The organism is Agromyces sp. NPDC004153 (assembly GCF_053603635.1).
Window position 1 is genome coordinate 1,537,321 of record NZ_JBSGFY010000001.1, and the last position, 19,518, is coordinate 1,556,838.

Consider the following 19,518-nt stretch of genomic DNA (forward strand, 5'->3'; position numbering starts at 1 on the left):
CGCCATGGACGCCGTGATGGAGCTGGAGATCCGGACCGGCCCCGAGCCGGGGACGTACCTGGTCGAGGTGCTGCACTCCGTGGGCGGCGGCGAGCCGAAGGCCACGTTCGAGCTCGACCTCGAAGAGCTCCTCGACCGCCGGCCTGCGCTCGAGGACAGCGTCCTCTCCTCGTCGGTGGCGGCGCGGCGCATCATGTCGACGACGGAGGCCGCAATCCAGGGCGTCGGGCGCCAGCTCTTCGACGCCGTCTTCCGCGACGACGTGGGCACCGCCTACCGCACGAGCCTCGCCGTGGCATCCGACCGCGGCTCCGGCGTGCAGATCGTGCTCCGACTCACCGCGCCGGGCCTCGCCGCACTCCCGTGGGAGGCGCTCTTCGACTCGGAGACCGGCACGTACCTGTGCCGCAAGGAGCCGCTCGTCAGGTACGTCCCTGCTCCGTACTCGCCCCCGGCGCTCGCCGTCACGCCGCCGCTGCGGGTGCTCGCCATGATCTCGTCGCCGCGTGGGCTGCCGCCCCTCGACGTCGAGGGCGAGAAGGAGCTGCTCGAGAAGGCGCTCCGCCCGCACCTCGATGCCGGTCGCGTGCGGATCGACTGGGTCGACGAGGTGACCTGGGCGAGCGTGCACGACAAGCTGCTCGAGCGCGAGTGGCACGTGCTGCACTTCATCGGCCACGGCACCTACGACAGCGAGACCGACGAGGGCGTGCTGGCGTTCGTCGGCAGGGACGGGCGCGCCGACTACGTCGCCGCGTCGAGCCTCGCCGACCTGCTCGCCGAGGCCGATCCGTCGCCGCGGCTGGTGCTGCTCAACTCGTGCCGGTCGGGAACGGGCGGCGCCGACGACCTCTTCTCCGGAACGGCCGCGGCGCTCGTGCACAGCGGCATCCACGCGGTCGCGGCGATGCAGTTCTCCGTCAGCGACGTCGCGGCGATCGAGTTCTCCCGCGGCTTCTACGCCGCGCTCGCGCACGGCCGCGGCATCGACGAGGCCGTTCGCAGCGGCCGCATCGGGATGCTGGGACTCACCCGGGGCACGCTCGAGTGGGTCACCCCCGTCCTCTACCTCCGCGGCGAGGACACTCGCCTCTTCGAGGTCGCGCCCATGGCTGAAGCGCCCGCCGACCACGCGGGAGCCCCGGTCGATGAGCGCAAGGCGGATGGTCCGGATGCCGCGGCGAAGGCGGTTCCGGAAGCCACGGCGAAGCCGGCGCCGACCACCGTGCCGGCGCGGCCACCCGGTCCCAGCGCGGCACCGCCACCCCCGGGGCGACCCCGGCAAGCGGACCTGCCCCCGCCGACGGCCGGGCAGCTTCGAGCCGCGACGATTCCGAGCGCGCCGCCGCCGCCGCGGGGTGCGCCGAGCGCGCCGCCGATCTCGGATGCCCCGCAGTGGCGGACGTCGCAGCCGACAGCGAGGCCTACCGCGCCATCGCGTCTGCCGCGCGGGCCCGGCTCGACCCGTCCGCAGCCGACTCAGGTGAGGCCGGATCCGAGGCCTCGCCGGAAGGCGTGGCTCATCGTGCCGATCCTCGCGCTCGTGGCGATCGGCGGCGGGTTCGCCGCGTGGCAGTTCCTCGGGTCGACCGGTACCGCGCCAGAGGGCGACCAGGAGCAGACCTCGGGCTCCGGCACGGGGTCTGGCACCGGGACGACGACCGCTCCCCCGGCGCCCGCGATCCCGCCGACCGCGGAGGTCACCATGCTCGGCAGTGACGCCGAGGAGTGGACGGGGCTGAGCTGCGTCGCGAACGACACGTTCGAGCTCACGGCGACCGGCTCGGTGCTGCTCAACGGCAGCGAGGAATCGGCCGTCGGCCCGGCCGGATACCTCGGACCGGAGATCGGCTACCTCCCCGAGTACCCGGCGTTCGGCCCCGGACAGCTGATCGTCGGACTGGACACCGTCGTCGTCGAGACGTATTCCGGCTTCGCCGAGGACGGGACGGCCACCTATATCTGCCCGAACGCCGGCGACTTGTGGCTCGCCATCAACGACTCGGACACCTCGGACAACGGCGGCACGCTGAGCGTCAAGGTATGGAAGAACCCGCCGATCGAGTGAGAAGACCAAGCGCGGCGTGACCGCGTGTCCTCCGAGCCTGGGCCGTAGATCACGATGCCCACGATCGGCACCAGCAGGAACCAGAGCCACGACCAGGCGAAGCTGCCGGTGAAGCCGGTGATGAAGAAGAGCGCGACAGCGATGAACGGCGTGAGCGCCATGATCGTCGCGCCGATGCATCCGCCGAGCGCTCGGCTCCCGCGTCCCATGTCGGCGGCGGGCGCCGAGGGCAACGGGGTGCCATAGGCCGCGGGGGCGGCGGCGGCATCGGGCCTGGCTCCCCCGTGACGGGTGGCACCTGCTGCTCGGGAGCAGGGCCTCAGGCAGGTCGGCGAGGCACGAGGTCGCCGCGGGTTACCGCCCGACGTGCGGTTGCCGATCGCTCTCCGTACTCCTCGGTCGAGAGGCGTCCCTCCGCGTGCGCCTACGGAAGGCGCCCGACAGCCTCGTCGCGCTCGGCGTCGCGGGCGGAAGCCGAGCGTGCCCCGCCGCTTGCCAGGTTGGCTGATCAGGGCCAGAATGCGGAATGGGGGGTCCCTTGGAATCGGCCTGACTCCGGACGCGCCCGGATCGACGGGTCGGTGCTGTCCCGCTTGGGGCGACACGAGGCGAGGACGACGATTCGCCTATGGACACAGTGATCGAACTGGAGATCCTACCCGGACCGGACTCGGGTTCGTACACCGTCCATGTCCTGCGGTCCGTCGGCGGCGGCGAGCCGACGTCGACCTTCACGCTCGACCTCGATGAGCTCGTCAATCGCCGGCCGCAGCTCGAAGAGAGCATCCTCGCCTCCGCGGTGATGGCGCGACGTGTCGTCCCGACGACGGAGGTCGCGATCCAAGACATCGGGAGGCAACTGTTCGACGCCGTGTTCCAAGGCGACGTGCAAGCGGCCTATCGCACGAGTCTCGCAGTCGCCTCGGACCGCGGAAAGAGCATCCAGCTCGTTCTCCGATTGAGCGCGCCGGGCCTGGTGGCGCTCCCGTGGGAGACCCTGTTCGATCCGGAGACCGCCACCTACCTCTGCCGGAAGGAGCCGCTCGTGAGGCGGGTTCCCGCCCGGCACGCGCCGGCGGTGCTCGCGATCGATCCACCGTTGCGCATCCTCGGAATGGTGTCCTCGCCACGGGGACTTCCGGCCCTCGACGTCGAGGCCGAGAGGAAGCTCCTCGAGGACGCGCTCCGCCCACAGATCGACGCGGGTCGCGTGAAGATCAGCTGGGTCGAACCCGTGACATGGTCGGCGGTGCACGACCGGCTCCTCACTCGCGAGTGGCACGTCCTGCACTTCATCGGCCACGGCACCTACGACCCCGCGACCCAGGAGGGCCTGCTCGCGTTCGTCGGCCAGGACGGCCGAACCCACAATGTGCCGGCGTCGAGCCTCGCCGACCTGATCGACGAGGCGGATCCGTCGCCGCGCCTCGTCCTGCTCAACACGTGCAGCTCCGGGACCGGCGGAAGGGATGACCTGTTCTCCGGAACGGCCGGCGCTCTCGCCCACAGCGGCATCCACGCGGTTGCGGCCATGCAGTTCGAGATCAGCGATCGTGCCGCGATCGAGTTCTCGCGCGGGTTCTACACAGCGCTCGCCCACGGTCGTCGCATCGACGACGCCGTTCGCAGCGGCCGCATCGAGATCCTTGGGATCGGCCAGGGCACTCTCGAGTGGGTGACCCCGGTGCTCTACCTCCGCGGTGACGACACTCGGCTCTTCGACGTCGCGCCGGTGGCGGAGACCGGGGTCTCCACGACGGCGGATGCCGTCTCCCGGTCTCTCTCGACGGGGACGCCCCCATCCGGGCAGGCCGATCGGCCGCCCACGTTCCATGCGGCGGACTCCGGTGACATTCCGAGCACCATCATCCCGATCATCCGGCCGAATACCGATTCCCCGACGATGCCAGTTAGCACGGGTGCGACGACAGCGCCGACGGACTCGGACGAAGCGATCGCCGCCCCACCCGTCACGCCGTGGTGGGCCGAGGAGGAAACGGCGAGAGCTGCCACGACTAAACCAATCCCTATTCCACGGGAGACCGTGTCGCCTATCGGCGGCAATCCGCCCATCAGACCTGTATCGTCGAACGGTCCTGAACAGTCGCGTCGTACAAAACCGCGCAAAGCGCGGCGCCTCGGCGCGCTGCTTTCGCTTCTAGTCATCGTCATCGTCATCGTTATCGTTATCGTCGCGATCTCAAATTCTGGCTCGCCGCAGGTACCGGTCTCGGTGGCATCCTCCGGCCCCAGCGCGACGCCCTCCGTTGACGCAGAAGACGACGGCAGCGGCGTGAGCAATGGCGACGGGGACCCGTCGAACACCGAAGGGGAGCCGGTCGCCGTCCCCGCAGTCAGTGGTAAAACAATTGACGCGGCAAGATCAGACGTAGAGGCAATGAATCTCACGCCCGCGACCGGCCCCGAAATTTCCGAAAACCACCCGAAGATTCCGCAAGGCTACGTAATCCGGACAGTCCCAGCCGAAGGGGACTCAGTCGCGCCCGGTTCGACGGTCCAGTTCATTGTCTCGACGGGGCAGGTCACCGTGCCAGATCTCGTTGGCAGTAACTGGCAAGAGACGACGGCCAAGGCTCAGGAGGTAAGCCTCACCCTTGGCCCGGAGACCGGGCCGATCGCAACGTGCAAGTTCTGGGCTCCGGACCGGACCGTCGACCAGGAGCCCGACGCGTATGCCTCGGTTGATCAGAACTCTGTCATCACGGTGACCTACTGCCCATGAATAAGTGCCCGAGTATCGGGTGGAGCGTTCTAGCATCGGGAACAACGCCCAACGACGGAAGGTCGACATGCCCGCCTCGGCAGAACCCCGCGTGGCCCTCTACTTCGACTTCGACAACATCGTCATCTCGCGCTACGACCAGCTGCACGGCGACGGCGCGTATCGCAAGGACACCTCGCGCAGCAAGGCGCCCGCTTCGGGCACGCAGGCCGCGGCGCGGCTGCTCGAGGCCACGGTCGACGTCGACGCGGTGCTCGACTATGCGTCGACGTTCGGCACGATCGCCCTGGCCCGCGCGTACGCCGACTGGTCGACGCCAGTCAACGCGAGCTACCGCGGCCAGCTCATCGACCGCGCGGTCGACCTCGTGCAGCTCTTCCCGCTCGTGAAGTCGATGAAGAACGGCGCGGACATCCGGCTCGCCGTCGACGCCGTCGAGGACCTGTTCCGCCTCGACGGGCTCACGCACATCGTCATCGTGGCGGGCGACTCCGACTACGTGCCGCTCGCGCAGAAGGCGAAGCGCCTCGGCGCCTACGTCGTGGGCATCGGCGTCGCCGGCGGCACCAGCCGGGCGCTGAGCGCCGCGTGCGACGAATTCGCCGACTACGACGCCCTGCTGTCGACGGATGCCGCGGTCGACGACGACGAGAACGCATCCGCTCCGTCCGAGCCGGCATCGAAGCCGTCGCGCAGCCGGTCGAAGAAGTCGACGGATGCCGCCCACGACGCCGGGCAGTCGGCGAAGTCGGGTGGCGCGGCATCCGCACCCGCCGAACCCGCGCCGGCTGCCGCGCCGCCGACGCGCAACCCCGGCCGCCTGCTGCTCAAGGCCCTCGAGCTGCTCCGCGCGCGGAACGACCAGGAGTGGCAGCCCTCGGGAGCCGTGAAGAACCAGATGCAGCGCATGGATCCGTCGTTCCAGGAGCGCAAGCTCGGGTTCGGCTCGTTCAGCGACTTCGTGAAGTCGCGCGCCGGCGTCGTCGAGCTCGACGAGGCGGGCAACCGCATCCGGATCCGCCCGAAGAAGGGCTGAATCAGCGCGTAGGCGCCGAATGTGGTCAGCGCCGCGAGCGGCGCCCGTCCGAGCCCGGGCCGTAGATCACGATGCCCGCGATCGGCACGAGCAGGAACCAGAGCCACGACCAGGCGAAGCTGCCCATGAATCCGGTGATGAAGAACAGGGCGACGGCGAGGAACGGGACCAGGGCCATGATCGTGGCGCCGACGCGTCCGCCGAGGGCACGACTGCCGCTGCTTCGATCACGGTCGACGTCCACGGGCTGCGACGCCGGATACGCGGTGCCGGTGCCGTAGCCCGGAGCGGGCGGGGGCGGCGGTACTGGCCCCGGTGTCGCGGCGATAGGCACCGCCTGCTCGGCACCGGGCGATTCGGGCAGGTCCGCGAAGAGGGGCACGAGGTCGGCGCGGGTCACCGCACGTCGCGCCGACGCTGACCGCTCGCCGTACTCCTCGGTGGTGAGCCGGCCTTCCGTGTGCGCCTGCCCGAGTCGGCCGACGGCCTCGTCGCGCTCGGCGTCGCTCAGGCGCTGGTCGGGTCGATCCGGGGACGCGTATCCGCTCATGCGTCCAGCGTGCCGAATGCGGCCGGGCGGCGGAAGGGTTTCGGAGGATTCCGTCCGATCCGACTGTGGTCTGACCACATGTGCTAGTGTGGTCAGACCACACTGGAGCGGGCGAGAGGAGCGAGCAGCATGGCCGCTGCGGCATCCCACGCGCCCGAGGCATCCGAGGCACCGGTCGCCACCGTCGCGCCCGACACCCCCCGCGCGTGGCAGCTCGTGATCGAGCACGTCGAGCGGCAGCTGCTCGAGGGCTCCCTCTCGGTCGGCGACCACCTCCCCGGCGAGCGCGCCCTCTCCGCCGAGCTCGGCGTCGGCCGGTCGAGCGTGCGCGAGGCGCTGCGGGTGCTCGAGGTACTCGGCCTGGTCCGCACGCAGGCGGGGTCGGGCCCCACCGCGGGTGCCATCATCATCGCGACGCCGGGCGGCGGTATGAGCGCGCTCATGCGCCTGCAGGTCGCCGCGCGCGGCTTCCCCGTCGCCGACATCGTGCGCACCCGACTCCTGCTCGAGACGTCGGTGGCGGGCGACCTCGCCGAGGCGCCGCACGCCGACCTCGCCCCGGCCAGAAACCTGCTCGACGCCATGGACTCCCCGGGCCTGTCGCCCTCGGAGTTCCTCGCGCTCGACGCGGCCTTCCACTTGGCGCTCGCCGAGGCATCCGGAAACCAGGTCATCACCGCCACCATGGCCGGCCTGCGCAGCGGCATCGAGGGCTACGCGCTCGCGGGCCTCGCGAACATCGCCGACTGGGGCGTCACGTCGGCCCGCCTGCGCCACGAGCACCGCGGCATCGTCGAGGCCATCGACGCAGCGGATGCCGCGACCGCACGCTCGCGCGTGCACGACCACATCTCGGGCTACTACGCCGAGACCCTCCCCGACCCGACCACTACCCAGACCGTGCCGAGGTGACGCGATCCGCCCCTTCGCATGAGCGGGGAGGGCGGATCGCGTCACCTCGACGACCAAGACCAGCAACGAGAGAGAGCGACACCATGGTGCAGCGCCAGTTCCCGAACCCCAAGGAGCTCGCCGAGCTCATGCGGTTCAAGAAGCCGACGATGAACCCCACCGACCGCCGGCTCGAGAAGGCCCTGACGATCTGGGACCTGCGCGACATCGCGAAGCGGCGCACGCCCAGGGCGCCGTTCGACTACACCGAGGGCGCCGCCGAGGGCGAGCTCTCGCTCGCGCGCGCCCGCCAGGCGTTCCAGGACGTCGAGTTCCACCCGTCGATCCTGCGCAACGTGCCCGTGGTCGACACGAGCCGCGAGGTGCTCGGCGGCCCGAGCGCGCTGCCGTTCGGCATCGCCCCCACGGGCTTCACGCGCATGATGCAGACCGAGGGCGAGATCGCCGGCGCGGGCGCTGCCGGCGCCGCGGGCATCCCGTTCACGCTCTCCACGCTCGGCACCACGTCGATCGAGGACGTGAAGGCCGCCAACCCGAACGGCCGCAACTGGTTCCAGCTCTACGTGATGCGCAAGCGCGAGATCTCCTACGAGCTCGCGAAGCGCGCGGCATCCGCGGGCTTCGACACGCTGTTCTTCACGGTCGACACCCCCGTGGCCGGTGCCCGCCTGCGCGACAAGCGCAACGGCTTCTCGATCCCGCCGCAGCTCACGCCCGGCACGGTCATCAACGCGCTCCCGCGGCCGGCCTGGTGGATCAACTTCCTCACCACGCCGAAGCTCGAGTTCGCGTCGCTCTCCTCCACGGGCGGCACGGTCGGCGAACTGCTCGACTCGGCCATGGACCCGACCATCTCGTTCGAGGACCTCGACATCATCCGCGAGATCTGGCCCGGCAGGATCGTGGTCAAGGGCGTGCAGACCGTCGAGGACGCGAAGCTCCTCGCCGATCGCGGCGTCGACGGCATCGTGCTCTCGAACCACGGCGGCCGGCAGCTCGACCGTGCGCCGATCCCGTTCCACCTGCTCCCCCACGTGGTGCGCGAGGTCGGGAACGACCTCGAGGTCCACATCGACACCGGGATCATGAACGGCGCCGACATCGTGGCCTCCGTCGCGCTCGGCGCGCGCTTCACGCTCATCGGGCGCGCGTACCTCTACGGCCTCATGGCCGGCGGACGCCGTGGCGTCGACCGCACGATCTCGATCCTGCGCACCGAGGTGGAGCGCACCATGAAGCTGCTCGAGGTCGCCACGCTCGACGAGCTCGGCCCGCAGCACGTCACGCAGCTCGCCCGGCTCCAGCCCATCGCGAAGCCGGTGGCGGATGCCGCGGAGGCCGCGGTCGCGTCGAAGCCCACGACCGTGCGCGCGCCGCGCCCGTCCTCCAGCACGAAGAAGCCCGCAGCCGCCTCCTCGAACGGGCGGGCGGGATCGCGGGCGAAGGTCACGCCATAGCGCGCCCGCGTCGTCGCGGCCATCCCGCGTACCGCGGCACCCGCTCGCGGTAGTCCGCCCATTCCTCGCCGAAGGCGCGGCCGAGCGCCCGTTCCTCGGCGAGCGCGCCGAGGTGCTCGGCGAACGCACCCACGGGCAGCGTCACAACGACCCAGCCGGAGCCGCGCAGGGCGCCGATGCCCAGGTGGATGAGCCAGCATCCGACGTACATCGGGTGACGGCACCAGGCGTACGGGCCGGTCGTCACGAGCGATTCCGGTTCCTCCAGCCGGAACTCGCCCGCGGTCCGGCGTCGCCGCTCGAGCAGCGCCCAGACGGTCAGCGCGGAACCACCGGCGAGTGCGACGAGGCCGGCCGCACGGTGGAGCGCGCGCGGACCGGGAAGGAGCATCGGACGGACGCGGTCGAGCACCGGATCCAGGGCGAGCCCGACGGCCTGCCCCTCCGGGAACGGGATGTTGCCGTAGACGGCGGCGACGCGCCTGATCAGGCTCGGAGTCACCGCACCCTCGCCTTCATCACGGCCACTCCGCTCGTGCCGGGTTGGCCGACGTCGTCGTGCCGGACCCGCCCTCCCCGGGACGTCGTCCGGTAGCGGAGGAACCACACGAGCATGAGCGCGGAGGCCACGAGGTAGAACCCGTGCAGCAGCCAGATCGGCCCGAACGGGAGCGCGAACACGTACACGGAGTGCACGAGGTTGCCGGCGTTCGTGATCGCGAGGTTGCCGAGGCTGTACGACGAGAGGTCCTTCGTGCGCGCGGCCTTCACCAGCATGGGCAGGTAGCTCATGGCGAAGAGGCCGGTCGACACGACGCCGGCGAACACGGCGAGGTCCATGACACCGAAGCTAGGCGCAGCGCCCGGCCGCGGCATCGGGAGAATCCCCCATTCGGGCGCGCCGAACGGAGCCCGTCGACGCGCCGTCAGGAGCGATGCACCGGCGACGGGCCGGTGCCGGTGCATCGTGCCATGACGCCTTCGCTGGATCAGCGCGCGATTCGGCGGGTGCGGCGGCGGCCGCCGGCGAGCTCGACCCGCTTCGCACGCCGATGCAGGTCCTTCATGTCCTGCTTCGCCTGCTCCTTCTCCGTCGGCGTCGTCACGGACTGCACGACGGTATGCAGGGCGACGGACTTCGCCATCTTCTGCACCTGCTTGGCCTGCTTGCGACGACGCTTCAGCGTCTTCGCCCGGGCCTTGGCCCGCGCCTCCGCATCGGTGTCCTTCGGCGTCGCCTTGGCCCTGCCGACGTCGCCGCTCGGACCCATCCGCAGCGAGGCGCGCTCGAGCTTCGCCGATGCGCGGGCGGCCTGCCGCGCGGCACGGCGCGGGTCTGCGTCGCGACCCGCCTCAGCGGCACGGCGGGTCGTCGCGGCATCCGCCACCACGGCCTCGAACTTCGCCCGCGGGGCGCCCTTCGGCAGCTGCTTCGCGAACTTGGCGGCCTCCTTCTCCGCCTTGCGGGCGGCGCGGATGGCCGACTTCGCCTGCTTGCGGTCGTCGCGCTGCGTGGTGGCCATGTCGATCAGTCCTCGTCGATGAGGTCGAGCAGCTTCTTCGCCTCATCGCGGATCTCGTCGTGGTCGAACTGCCCCGCGCGGCTCTCGGCCGAGATCACGGCGCAGCGGTGCACCTTCGCGAAGTCGCCGTAGGGGAAGCTGTAGTGCCCCTTGGTGTCGCGATCCATGTCGTCGTCGACCCCGAGGTGCCACTTGCTGTAGTCGCCCCAGCCGTGCTGGTCGATGAAGTCGTTCTCGTCCTCGGCGCTCGGGGCGTCCTCGCTCCAGGCGTCGCGCTCGTCGCGCACGACCTTGCCGTCGCGCACGAGCGAACGGGCATGCCGGAGTCCGGTCTGGTTCAGCTTCACGGCCATCCGTCGGCTCCCTTCGTCGGATCGCGGGCGCGATGCGATCACTCCCCGGTCTACGGGGAGCCGTCGCGGGCGTCAACGGGTTGCGGGAACACGCGGATGCAGGAAGAGACCCGGCCGACACGCGGCATCCGTCGACCGCGACACGCGGCGGATGCCATGTCGTTCCTGCTTTCGCGCGAGGTCTAGGACCTGACGACCGCCGGCACGCCCGCGTCGGGGAGATCGGCGTCCGCCGGGAGGACGGCCGGCTCGGACGGCGCATCCACGAAGCGTTCCGTGTCGGACACGGCGGCGGCGAGCAGGGCGACGAGTCGATCGTCGGGATCCGCGACGCACGCGCGGGCGATCCCGTCGACGGCGCCCGTCACGATGCCCCGGCACTGCCGCGCGGTCATGCCCGGGCGGCGGGCCCGACCGACGTCGGCGATGAACCGGGTGGCCCACTCGTCGGCGGTGGGGGCGACGCGCAGGGCGCCCTCCGCCAGCTCCCGCGCGTCCGCGGCGAACTCGTCGTCCCGGTCGGCGAGGATCTCGAGCGCGATGCGCAGCCCCACGGCCTGCGAACGCTGGCGTTCCTCGGCGGCGATGGGCAGGGCGGCGCTGGCGGCGCGCACCGCGAGCACCACGTCGAGCATCGGGTCGTCGCTCGTCAGGCCGATGACCCTCGGGATGAGCGGCGTCAGCTGCGCTCGGCCCGCGTCGCTCGTGCGATCGTTCACCAGGCGGGCGAGGTGCGCGAGCGTGCCGTGCGTGCAGGCGGGATGGTCGCTCCAGCGTTCGCCCGCGAGGTACGACGCGAACTCCATGAAGCAGGCCCCGCGCCGTGCTGAGTGGTGCCGGCCCGGGGAGAGGATCGGCATGACATCCGGGTGAACCATCGAGTCGCGCATGGGACCTCCCTCGCTCCTTCCACTGTGCGCTCGTCGCCGCCGGGATACAAGGGGGTGTGTCGGATGACGCGCGGGGCTGCGCGACCGTCGAGTCGACGCTCCCGCTAGACCTCGATCGCGCCGCCGCGTTCGGTGAGGTGCCGGCGCAGGGTGAGCTCGGGGTCGGCCGCCTGCCGGGCATGGTAGCCCGCGAAGTCGAGCTGGGCGCGCAAGCTCTCGCCATGGCGCATCCGATCGGCCTGCGCGGTCTCCGTCCGCTGGATCGCGAGCGCGGTCTCGACCAGTGCGTCGACGTGCACGGATGCCACGACGAGCACGCCGTCGTCGTCGGCGAACACGTGGTCGTCCTCCCCCACCGCGACGCCGTCGAGCACCGCGGACGCCATCCGCCGGCCGGCCGGCGGGACCCGACGCGGACCGTACGGGCACGCGCCGAGGCTGAACACGGGCAGCCCGATCTCGCGCAACTGCGCGGTGTCGCGATGCAGGCCCCAGATCACCATGCCCGCGAGCCCGGCGCGCTCGGCCTCGAGCACCATGAGGTCGCCGACGCACGCCTCGTCGAGCCGGCCGCCGTTGTCGACGACCATGATCGCGCCGGGCGGCGCATCGTCGATCGTCTCGAGCAGCACGTCGACGCTGCCGAGGTGCGTCACGGGCCGGGCGGGCCCGGCGATCGGCGCGGTCGCAAGCAGGGGCCGGAGCGACACGGGCGCCAGGCGCGCCTCGACGCCGAGGCGGAGGGCGGCGTCGGCGACTGCGGCGGTGGGCGGCACGATCTCGATGGGCATGCGGCGATGCTACTGAGCGAGTCCGTGGCGGCAAGGTGCGCGCCTGCCGAGCTGCGTCGCCTTCCCGCCATCGGCACTGGCGCACGATCCTCACAACGCAGCGGCGAGTCCGTACCATGCAGGTATGGCACGCAGGGGTTCGTATGCGAAGGGCATCGCGAAGCGCGAGGAGATCCTCACCGCGGCGCTCGACGTGATCGCCCGCAACGGCTATCGCCGCACCTCGGTGCGTGAGCTCGCCGACGCGGTGGGCCTCAGCCAGGCCGGACTCCTGCACTACTTCTCCTCGAAGGAGGAGCTCTTCCAGGAGATCCTCCGCAAGCGCGACGAGGTCGACGCCTCCGCGTTCGAGAGCAGGTACGAGACGCCGATCGAGGGCTTCTTCGCCGTGATCCGGCACAACTCCGAGGTGCCCGGGCTGGTGCAGCTCTACGCGCAGGTGTCCACGGAGGCCGGCGATCCCGACCACCCGGCACGCGAGTTCTTCATCGAGCGCTACGACCAGTTCCGGGCGATGTTCTCGGAGCTCATCCGCGACGAGCAGGCCGCGGGTCGCATCGACGCCGACCTCGACGCCGATCGCATCGCCAACCTGTTCCTCGCCGCCGCCGACGGCCTGCAGACCCAATGGATGCTCGATCCCTCGATCGACATGGCCGACCACGTCGCCTACCTCTGGCAGCTCGTCACCCGGGCCTGAGCTCGCGACCCGGACCAGCACCGAGACCCTCGTAGAGGTCGACGCAGCGCGGGTCATCCGCGTGTGGGACGAGCCCGAGATCGTCGACCGCCGCGACGGCTACGCGGAGGTCGCGGCGCTCCTCGACGCCTGACCCCTGAACGGGGTACGTGACCGGCGACGACACGCGGCTGCATGCTTGCGACATGACGAACGTCGGCGAGACATCCGTTCCCACGTCGACCGGCCCCCTGGGCGTGCACCGGGAGCACTCCACCCTCGTCCTCGAGCACCTCGTGACCCACGGCAGCGCCACGCGCAGCGAGCTCGCCCACGCGACGGGCCTCGGGCGCGGCGCGATCGCCGGGCTCACCGCCCGACTCATCGAGGCCGGCATCCTGCGTCCAGCCGAGCACGACCCCACGGGCGACGGTCGCGCGACCCCGCTCTCGCTCGCCGCGGCCGACCATCTCGTCGTGACGACGGTGCTGCGGGTCGACGAGGCGGTGGCGACCGTCGCCAGCCTCTCGGGAGACGAGCTCGCCCGGTTCGACGTGCCGATCGTCTTGGTCGACGACGTCGCCATCCCGGACGACGCGCCGCCCGCACCCCCTGCGCCCTCGGCCTCGGCGCTCGCTCTCGACGCGGACGGCATCGCCCTCGCCCGTGCCCTCGCCTGGGCCGAGCGCGCCGACCGCCCGATCGCCGACGTCACGGTGCTCGTCGACGGCGCGGTCGCGGGCACCCCGCCGGTGGTCCTGAACGACGGCCGGCTCGGCGCGGAGCCCGTCGACGTGCTCGGCGAGCTGCGCGCCCGCGTGCCCGTCCTCGGAAGGGTCGAGTCGGCGCTCCTCCTGCCCCTCACACTGCAGTCCGCGGCCGTCGCGGCCGCGGTCGCCGAACACGCCGAGCTGCCCGGCGTCGACGACGTGCTGTACGTCTCGGGCGACACGGGCGTGACCGCCGCGGTCGTCGCGGGAGGCGTCCCGCTGCGCGGCGCACACGGACTCGCCGCGACCTTCGGACACCTGCCCGTGCTGCAGGACGGCGTGCGCTGCGAATGCGGCCAGCGCGGATGCCTCGCGACGGTCGCCGCGGCCGACGTCGTGCTCGAGCGCGCGGGCCTCGACCACCTTGCCGCCACGCACGGGCACACGGCGGCGCTCGAGGAGCTCGTCACGCGCATCGCCGCGGCCGAGGATCGGGCGCGCTGGTCGTGGCTCGACGCCGCGCACTGGATCGGCCGCGCGCTGCAGCTCGTCACGCCGACCGTGGATCCCGCCGTGGTCGTGGTCGGCGGCTACTGGGGCCGGCTCGTCGCCGACATCGACACGGCGTACCGCTCGAACCGGCCCACCATCGGCGGCGGCGCGCTCGAGGCGATCCCCGCCATCGCAGCGGCGCGCGTCGGCGCGGACGCCGCGCTGGTGGGCGCGCGCTGGCAGGCGCGCGAGCGGCTGCTCGCCGAGCCGCTCCTGCTGGCGGGCTGACGCGGAGCGCGCGTCAGGTGCGCGAGCGCCCAGCCGATCCGCTGTTGTTCGCGGGTTGCGGCCGGTGCCCGAACAGCGACCGCAGGCCCCATGCGGTGACGCGCAAGGTCGCTTCGATCACGATCGCCGGGCTCATCTTCGAGCGCCCGTGCCGACGCTCGACGAACGTCACGGGCACCTCGACGACCGTGAGGCCCGCCTCGCGTGCGTGCCAGAGCATGTCGACTTGGAACCCGTAGCCGCGGGTGTGCACGTCCTCGAGGCGGATGCGACGCAGCGCGTCGGCGCGGAACGCCCGGTACCCGGCCGTGGCGTCGCGCGTGTCGAGCCGCAGCACCATGCGTGCATACGCGCTTCCCCATCGCGAGAGCAGTTCGCGGTGACGCGGCCAGTTCTCGATGGACCCGCCCGGGATCCAGCGCGATCCGATCACGAGGTCGGCGCCGCCCGCGGCATCCGTCGGCTCGAGCGCCGCGAGCAACCGGGGCAACTGCTCTGGCAGGTGCGACCCGTCGGCATCGAGCTGCACGATCGGGTCGAATCCACGCTCGAGCGCCCAGCCGAACGCCTCGAGGTAGGCCGCGCCCAACCCGTCTTTCGTGCGCCGGTGCAGCACGTGCACGGCGACGTCGGCGGCGGCGAGCTCGTCGGCCAGCTCGCCCGTTCCGTCGGGCGAGCTGTCGTCGACCACGAGCACGGATGCCTCGGGCACGGCCGCGCGCACGCGGGCGATCGTGTCGGCGAGGCTCTCGCGCTCGTTGTAGGTCGGTATCACGACGAGTGTGCCGGCCATTCGCTCCCTCACCTCGGCGGGCGTGTCCGCGCTATCGTAGCCGCCCGCGGCATCCGCTCGCTGACCGCCCAGCGGCCGAGGGCCCGCGCCGGTGGTCGACGACGCGCCCGCGCGGTACCATCGGCACGTCGGGGGGAGTCGCCGACGAGCCCGAGGGGGGCCTCATGAACCGGATGCTCCGTGCTGCCGTGGCGGCAGCAGCCACCGTCCTCGTGGCGGGCGCGCTCGGCGGGTGCGCGTTCCTCACCCCGGCCAAGCAGTTCAGCGACACCACGACCGTCGAGGACGCGATCGCCACCATCCAGATCGCCGACAACCAGGGCAGTGTCACCGTGCGCGGGGTCGAGGGCGCGACGCAGACGACCGTGGCGCGCCAGGTCTCGTACCGCGGCGAGCGGCCCGAGGGCGAGACCCACGCCGTGCAGGGCGACACGCTCGAGCTCCGCGGCTGCGGGCGCCGGTGCTCGGTCGACTACACGATCGACGTGCCCGCCGGCGCCGTCGTGCGGGGGCAGACCTCGAACGGCGCCATCAAGGTGCAGAACGTCGGCGCGGTCGAGGTCGGCACGAGCAACGGCCGCATCGAGCTGGAGGACGTGCAGGGACGCGTCGACGTCGAGACGTCGAACGGCCGCATCGAGGGCGAGAGCCTGAACGGCGACGGCATCCGAGCCGAGACGTCGAACGGCGCCATCGACCTCGAGCTCGGCACGGCGCAGGACGTGGAGGCCCGCACCTCGAACGGCTCGATCGAGCTCAGCGTGCCCGCCGACAGCTACCGGATCACCACCGAGACGTCGAACGGCGGCACCGACATCGGCGTCGCGAACGATCCCGACGGCCGATTCACGCTCGACCTGCGCACCTCGAACGGGTCGATCACCGTCGAGGAGGACTGACTCCGGCCGCTCTGGTCAGGCGCCCCGCAGGTCGGCGAGTGCCGCCTCGAGCTGGTCGACCGCCCAGTCGAGGTCGGCGGGCTCCACGACGATCGGCGGCGCGAGCCGGATCGTCGAGCCGTGCGTGTCCTTCGCGAGCACGCCGCGGCGCATGAGCGCCTCGCACGCCTCCCGCCCGGTCGCGACGGCGGGGTCGATGTCGATGCCCGCCCAGAGCCCCGCCCCGCGCAGCGCGACCACGCCGTGCCCGATGAGGCGCTCGAGTCGTGCATGCAGGTGGTCTCCCAGCTCGCGGGCGCGCGCCTGCGGCTCACCCGTCGCGAGCATCCGCACGACCTCGAGGCCGACCGCCGCGGCGAGCGGGTTGCCGCCGAACGTCGATCCGTGCTGGCCGGGCTGCAGCACGCCCAGCACGTCGCGATCGCCGACCACGGCTGAGACGGGCACGATGCCGCCGCCGAGCGCCTTGCCGAGCAGGTAGAGGTCGGGCACGACGCCGACGAGGTCGCACGCGAACGTGGCGCCGACGCGCCCGAGGCCGGACTGGATCTCGTCGGCGATGAGCAGCACGTCGCGCTCGCGCGTGATGCGCCGCACGTCGGGGAGGAAGTGGGCGGGCGGCACGATGATGCCCGACTCGCCCTGGATCGGCTCGACGAGCACCGCGACGGTGCTGTCGTCGATCGCCGCCTCGATCGCGGCCGCGTCGCCGTAGGGCACCATCCGGAATCCCGGGGTGTACGGGCCGAAGTCGTCGTGCGCGTCGGGGTCGTCGCTGAACGAGACGATCGTGGTCGTGCGCCCGTGGAAGTTGCCGGCCATCACGATGATGTTCGCGGCATCCGGCGCCACGCCCTTCACGCGGTAGCCCCACGCGCGGGCGACCTTGATCGCCGACTCGACGGCTTCGGCGCCGGTGTTCATGGGCAGCACCATGTCCTTGCCGCAGAGCGCGGCGAGCTCGGTGACGAACGGCCCGAGCCGGTCGTTGTGGAACGCACGGCTCGTGAGCGTGATGCGATCGAGCTGCTCGCGCGCCGCGGCGACGAGGCGCGGGTTGCCGTGCCCGAAGTTCACCGCCGAGTAGGCCGCGAGGCAGTCGAGGTACCGGCGGCCCTCGACGTCGGTCACCCAGGCGCCCTCGCCCTCGGCGACGACGACCGGCAAGGGGTGATAATTGTGGGCCGCGTGCTCGTCCTCGACGTGGATGGCCGCGGCCGTCCGAGCCGAAGGCTCCGCCCGTAGACGCCCGGCCGCACCCGAGCCTTCGGCTCGGACGGCCGCGTCCGCGTCGTCGATCAAGCGGTTGTGGGTGGTGGTCTTCATCGGCGCAGCTCCAGGGTGCAGCACTTGACGCCGCCCCCGCCGAGCAGCAGCTCGGAGAGGTCGACGCCGATCGGGTTGTAGCCGTGCTCGCGCAGCTGCCGCTCGAAGTCGGTGGCGCGCGAGGCGATCACGACGTTGTAGCCGTCGCTGTACGAGTTGAGGCCGAGCACCGCGGCATCCGTCTCGTTCACGATGATGGCGTCGGGGAAGCGCTCCTGCAGCACGGCGAGGGATGCCCCGTCGAACGCGCTGGGCAGGTAGGCGATGTGCTCGCGGCCGGGCGTGCCGTCGAGCACGGCGACCGCGGTGTCGAGGTGGTAGAAGCTCGGGTCGACGAGGCGGAGCGTGACCACCTCGCGGCCGAAGATGCCCTCGAGCTCCTGGTGCGACTGCGAGTCGCTTCGGAAGCCCGTGCCGGCGAGGATCACGTCGCCGACGAGGAGGAAGTCGCCCTCGCCCTCGTTCACCTCCTCGGGCTCGCGCACGTCGAAGCCCTGCTCGCGGAACCACTCCATGTACGCGGGTCCCTCGGGCTGGCGCTCGGGGTGGGTGAACTTCGCCCCGTACGCGATGCCGTCGATCACGAATCCGCCGTTCGCCGCGTAGACCATGTCGGGCAGCCCCGCGATCGGGTCGATCAGGTGCACGTCGTAGCCGAGCTCGAGGTACGTGTCGTAGAGCACCTGCCACTGCGCCAGCGCGACCTCGGTGTCGGTCGGCTCGGCGGGGTTCATCCACGGGTTGATCCGGTAGACGACCGTGAAGTGCTCGGGGCGGCACATCAGCACGCTGCGCCCGGTGGGGCGCCGATCGGGCCGCGCGGCCGCCTGTTCCTCGGTCTCGATCACCGTCGACATCTCACTCCTCAGGGCTCTGCGGATGTCGCGGCGCACCGTTGCGGGGCGACATCAGCACTCTTGTCAATGCCGGCGGACCAGGTCGCTCTTGCGAGCCCCGACGACGATGTTCGGGTTGCACCGCCGTCGGGACGCCTCTCTCAGTGTGACGCCGAAGTCGCCGAAGTTCCGGGCGTCGCGCGCAATGTTCCTGCTCGTTCCGAGTCGATTCGCCGCTTTCGTGCGTGAATCACGCGACGGATGCCGCGGGCGACGCGTGAGAGCGGTTGCTCACGAGGCGAGAGTGGTGCATCCTGTTGGGCGACCCGGCACCCGTCGGCCGGGCGGACCGATGGAGGCCGCACTTGGACGATCCCGCCCACGACGAGCGGCTGCGCCGGCTCCAGCGGATCGCGTACGGCGCCGTCGCGAGCAGCACCGAACGCGCTGCGGCCCTGGCAGAGCTCGACGGGATGCGGCGGGATGCGGCCGCGGCGCAGGCGCCCGACGACGCAGCATCCGATCCGACCGGGCCGACGCCCGTGGTGGAGAAGACGCCGACCGGGTCCACGCGAGCCGTGTCCGAGTGGATCGCGGCATCCGACGCGGCATCCGTGCGCCGGTTCCGCTGGGCGGTCGCGGCGGGCACGGCGGCGCTGCTCGTGGGCATCGCCGTCGGGTGGCAGCTCGGCACGCGCACCGAACCCTCGGAGCCCGCGGCCGGCGGCCAGCCCCTCGGCGCGGCCTCGTCGTTCGCGGTGGGCACGCCCGACGTCATGTCGAAGGTGGTCGAGTCCCCCGCGTACGCCGTGTTCGACCGACCGGCGCAGCCCTCGGACATTCCCGCGACGGCGCAGGGGGACTGGTCCGACGGCTGGATCGACACGTCGACCCTGCGCCTGCTGGCGACCACGGCGGAGGGGGTCGGCGTCTACGGTGCCAAGGCGCTGCCGGGCGGCCTCTCGCCCGAGATCGGGCCCGACGACGTGTGCATGGTGGTCGTCCGTTCCGGCGGGACGAGCGGGACCTGCACGCAGCAGGGCGTCTTCCGCGACGGGGAGCTCTGGACGGAGTCCTACCTGGAGGGCGACGGCCTCGTGCGCGCCGAGTGGCACGCCGACGGCGCCGTGCTGGTGACCGTGCCGGTCGACTGACTCGGTCCGGATGCCCCT

At 71.7% G+C, this 19,518-nt stretch carries 20 protein-coding genes and 1 pseudogene; 10 read left to right on the top strand and 11 right to left on the bottom strand.

Translation table 11 applies throughout. The features are described 5' to 3' along the window. Positions 1-4 precede the first annotated feature (4 nt). Together ACWEOH_RS07100 and ACWEOH_RS07105 are read left to right on the top strand one after the other, a co-directional pair. Positions 5-2,068, top strand: a complete 2,064-nt coding sequence (locus ACWEOH_RS07100; RefSeq protein WP_452029508.1) for a CHAT domain-containing protein — start codon at positions 5-7, stop codon at positions 2,066-2,068. 54 nt (positions 2,069-2,122) lie between these two features. Beyond that, positions 2,123-2,314 (top strand): hypothetical protein, encoded by a 192-nt coding sequence (locus ACWEOH_RS07105; protein WP_452029510.1) that lies wholly within the window; start codon positions 2,123-2,125, stop codon positions 2,312-2,314. Between the two features lie 73 nt (positions 2,315-2,387). On the opposite strand, the pseudogene ACWEOH_RS07110 reads toward ACWEOH_RS07105, so the two are convergent. Further along, positions 2,388-2,480 (bottom strand): annotated as a pseudogene (locus ACWEOH_RS07110) (DUF1707 domain-containing protein); the annotation flags it as partial. A gap of 216 nt (positions 2,481-2,696) precedes the next feature. Between ACWEOH_RS07110 and ACWEOH_RS07115 the strand changes: the two are divergent. Both ACWEOH_RS07115 and ACWEOH_RS07120 read left to right on the top strand, forming a co-directional pair. After that, positions 2,697-4,811 carry a CHAT domain-containing protein gene (locus tag ACWEOH_RS07115; RefSeq protein ID WP_452029512.1) on the top strand — a complete coding sequence of 705 codons (2,115 nt, stop codon included), beginning with the start codon at positions 2,697-2,699 and terminating at the stop codon, positions 4,809-4,811. A 67-nt stretch (positions 4,812-4,878) separates the two neighbouring features. Beyond that, positions 4,879-5,847 (top strand): NYN domain-containing protein, encoded by a 969-nt coding sequence (locus tag ACWEOH_RS07120; protein ID WP_452029514.1) that lies wholly within the window; start codon positions 4,879-4,881, stop codon positions 5,845-5,847. A gap of 25 nt (positions 5,848-5,872) precedes the next feature. Here the strand turns inward: ACWEOH_RS07120 and ACWEOH_RS07125 are convergent, their stop codons facing one another. Further along, the gene (locus ACWEOH_RS07125; RefSeq protein ID WP_452029516.1) at positions 5,873-6,397 is read right to left on the bottom strand and encodes a DUF1707 SHOCT-like domain-containing protein; all 525 of its coding nucleotides are present in this window, start codon (positions 6,395-6,397) and stop codon (positions 5,873-5,875) included. Positions 6,398-6,526: 129 nt separating this feature from the next. Here ACWEOH_RS07125 and ACWEOH_RS07130 point away from each other — a divergent pair, with 129 nt between their 5' ends. Both ACWEOH_RS07130 and ACWEOH_RS07135 read left to right on the top strand, forming a co-directional pair. Further along, complete coding sequence (locus ACWEOH_RS07130; RefSeq protein ID WP_452029518.1) at positions 6,527-7,309, top strand: FadR/GntR family transcriptional regulator; 783 nt, start codon at positions 6,527-6,529, stop codon at positions 7,307-7,309. An 83-nt stretch (positions 7,310-7,392) separates the two neighbouring features. Next, a complete protein-coding gene (locus ACWEOH_RS07135; RefSeq protein ID WP_452029520.1) occupies positions 7,393-8,766 on the top strand; it encodes an alpha-hydroxy acid oxidase in 1,374 nt (457 codons plus the stop codon). Here the strand turns inward: ACWEOH_RS07135 and ACWEOH_RS07140 are convergent. The 6 genes from ACWEOH_RS07140 to ACWEOH_RS07165 form a co-directional block, all read right to left on the bottom strand. Next, positions 8,756-9,268 carry a methyltransferase family protein gene (locus ACWEOH_RS07140; RefSeq protein WP_452029522.1) on the bottom strand — a complete coding sequence of 171 codons (513 nt, stop codon included), beginning with the start codon at positions 9,266-9,268 and terminating at the stop codon, positions 8,756-8,758. The genes ACWEOH_RS07135 and ACWEOH_RS07140 overlap by 11 nt on opposite strands. Then, the gene (locus tag ACWEOH_RS07145) at positions 9,265-9,606 is read right to left on the bottom strand and encodes a hypothetical protein (protein ID WP_452029524.1); all 342 of its coding nucleotides are present in this window, start codon (positions 9,604-9,606) and stop codon (positions 9,265-9,267) included. Before ACWEOH_RS07145 ends, ACWEOH_RS07140 begins: the two co-directional genes overlap by 4 nt. Positions 9,607-9,755: 149 nt before the next feature. Further along, positions 9,756-10,289 (bottom strand): hypothetical protein, encoded by a 534-nt coding sequence (locus ACWEOH_RS07150; RefSeq protein WP_352175273.1) that lies wholly within the window; start codon positions 10,287-10,289, stop codon positions 9,756-9,758. A gap of 5 nt (positions 10,290-10,294) precedes the next feature. Next, entirely contained in the window at positions 10,295-10,642 is a 348-nt protein-coding gene (locus ACWEOH_RS07155; RefSeq protein ID WP_352175272.1) for a hypothetical protein, read from the bottom strand. Positions 10,643-10,824: 182 nt separating this feature from the next. Beyond that, positions 10,825-11,448, bottom strand: a complete 624-nt coding sequence (locus ACWEOH_RS07160) for a hypothetical protein (protein ID WP_452029527.1) — start codon at positions 11,446-11,448, stop codon at positions 10,825-10,827. Positions 11,449-11,636: 188 nt separating this feature from the next. Then, positions 11,637-12,323 carry an RraA family protein gene (locus tag ACWEOH_RS07165; RefSeq protein ID WP_452029529.1) on the bottom strand — a complete coding sequence of 229 codons (687 nt, stop codon included), beginning with the start codon at positions 12,321-12,323 and terminating at the stop codon, positions 11,637-11,639. 124 nt (positions 12,324-12,447) lie between these two features. On the opposite strand from ACWEOH_RS07165, the gene ACWEOH_RS07170 reads away from it, so the two are divergent. Beyond that, positions 12,448-13,023, top strand: a complete 576-nt coding sequence (locus ACWEOH_RS07170) for a TetR/AcrR family transcriptional regulator (protein WP_452029531.1) — start codon at positions 12,448-12,450, stop codon at positions 13,021-13,023. Between the two features lie 185 nt (positions 13,024-13,208). Further along, positions 13,209-14,492 (top strand): ROK family protein, encoded by a 1,284-nt coding sequence (locus tag ACWEOH_RS07175; protein ID WP_452029532.1) that lies wholly within the window; start codon positions 13,209-13,211, stop codon positions 14,490-14,492. A gap of 13 nt (positions 14,493-14,505) precedes the next feature. On the opposite strand, the gene ACWEOH_RS07180 is transcribed toward ACWEOH_RS07175, so the two are convergent. Next, positions 14,506-15,285 carry a polyprenol monophosphomannose synthase gene (locus ACWEOH_RS07180; RefSeq protein WP_452029534.1) on the bottom strand — a complete coding sequence of 260 codons (780 nt, stop codon included), beginning with the start codon at positions 15,283-15,285 and terminating at the stop codon, positions 14,506-14,508. Positions 15,286-15,449: 164 nt separating this feature from the next. Here ACWEOH_RS07180 and ACWEOH_RS07185 point away from each other — a divergent pair, with 164 nt between their 5' ends. After that, positions 15,450-16,184 carry a DUF4097 family beta strand repeat-containing protein gene (locus ACWEOH_RS07185; RefSeq protein ID WP_452029535.1) on the top strand — a complete coding sequence of 245 codons (735 nt, stop codon included), beginning with the start codon at positions 15,450-15,452 and terminating at the stop codon, positions 16,182-16,184. A 15-nt stretch (positions 16,185-16,199) separates the two neighbouring features. On the opposite strand, the gene rocD is transcribed toward ACWEOH_RS07185, so the two are convergent. Together rocD and ddaH are read right to left on the bottom strand one after the other, a co-directional pair. Further along, a complete protein-coding gene (gene rocD, locus ACWEOH_RS07190) occupies positions 16,200-17,510 on the bottom strand; it encodes an ornithine--oxo-acid transaminase (protein WP_452029537.1) in 1,311 nt (436 codons plus the stop codon). Then, positions 17,507-18,367: a dimethylargininase gene (gene ddaH / locus ACWEOH_RS07195; RefSeq protein WP_452029539.1), complete on the bottom strand. Its 861-nt coding sequence runs from the start codon at positions 18,365-18,367 to the stop codon at positions 17,507-17,509. The genes rocD and ddaH overlap by 4 nt, the downstream gene beginning before the upstream one ends. A 344-nt stretch (positions 18,368-18,711) precedes the next feature. Here ddaH and ACWEOH_RS07200 point away from each other — a divergent pair, with 344 nt between their 5' ends. Then, the gene (locus ACWEOH_RS07200) at positions 18,712-19,500 is read left to right on the top strand and encodes a hypothetical protein (RefSeq protein WP_452029541.1); all 789 of its coding nucleotides are present in this window, start codon (positions 18,712-18,714) and stop codon (positions 19,498-19,500) included. The last annotated feature ends 18 nt before the right edge of the window (positions 19,501-19,518 follow it).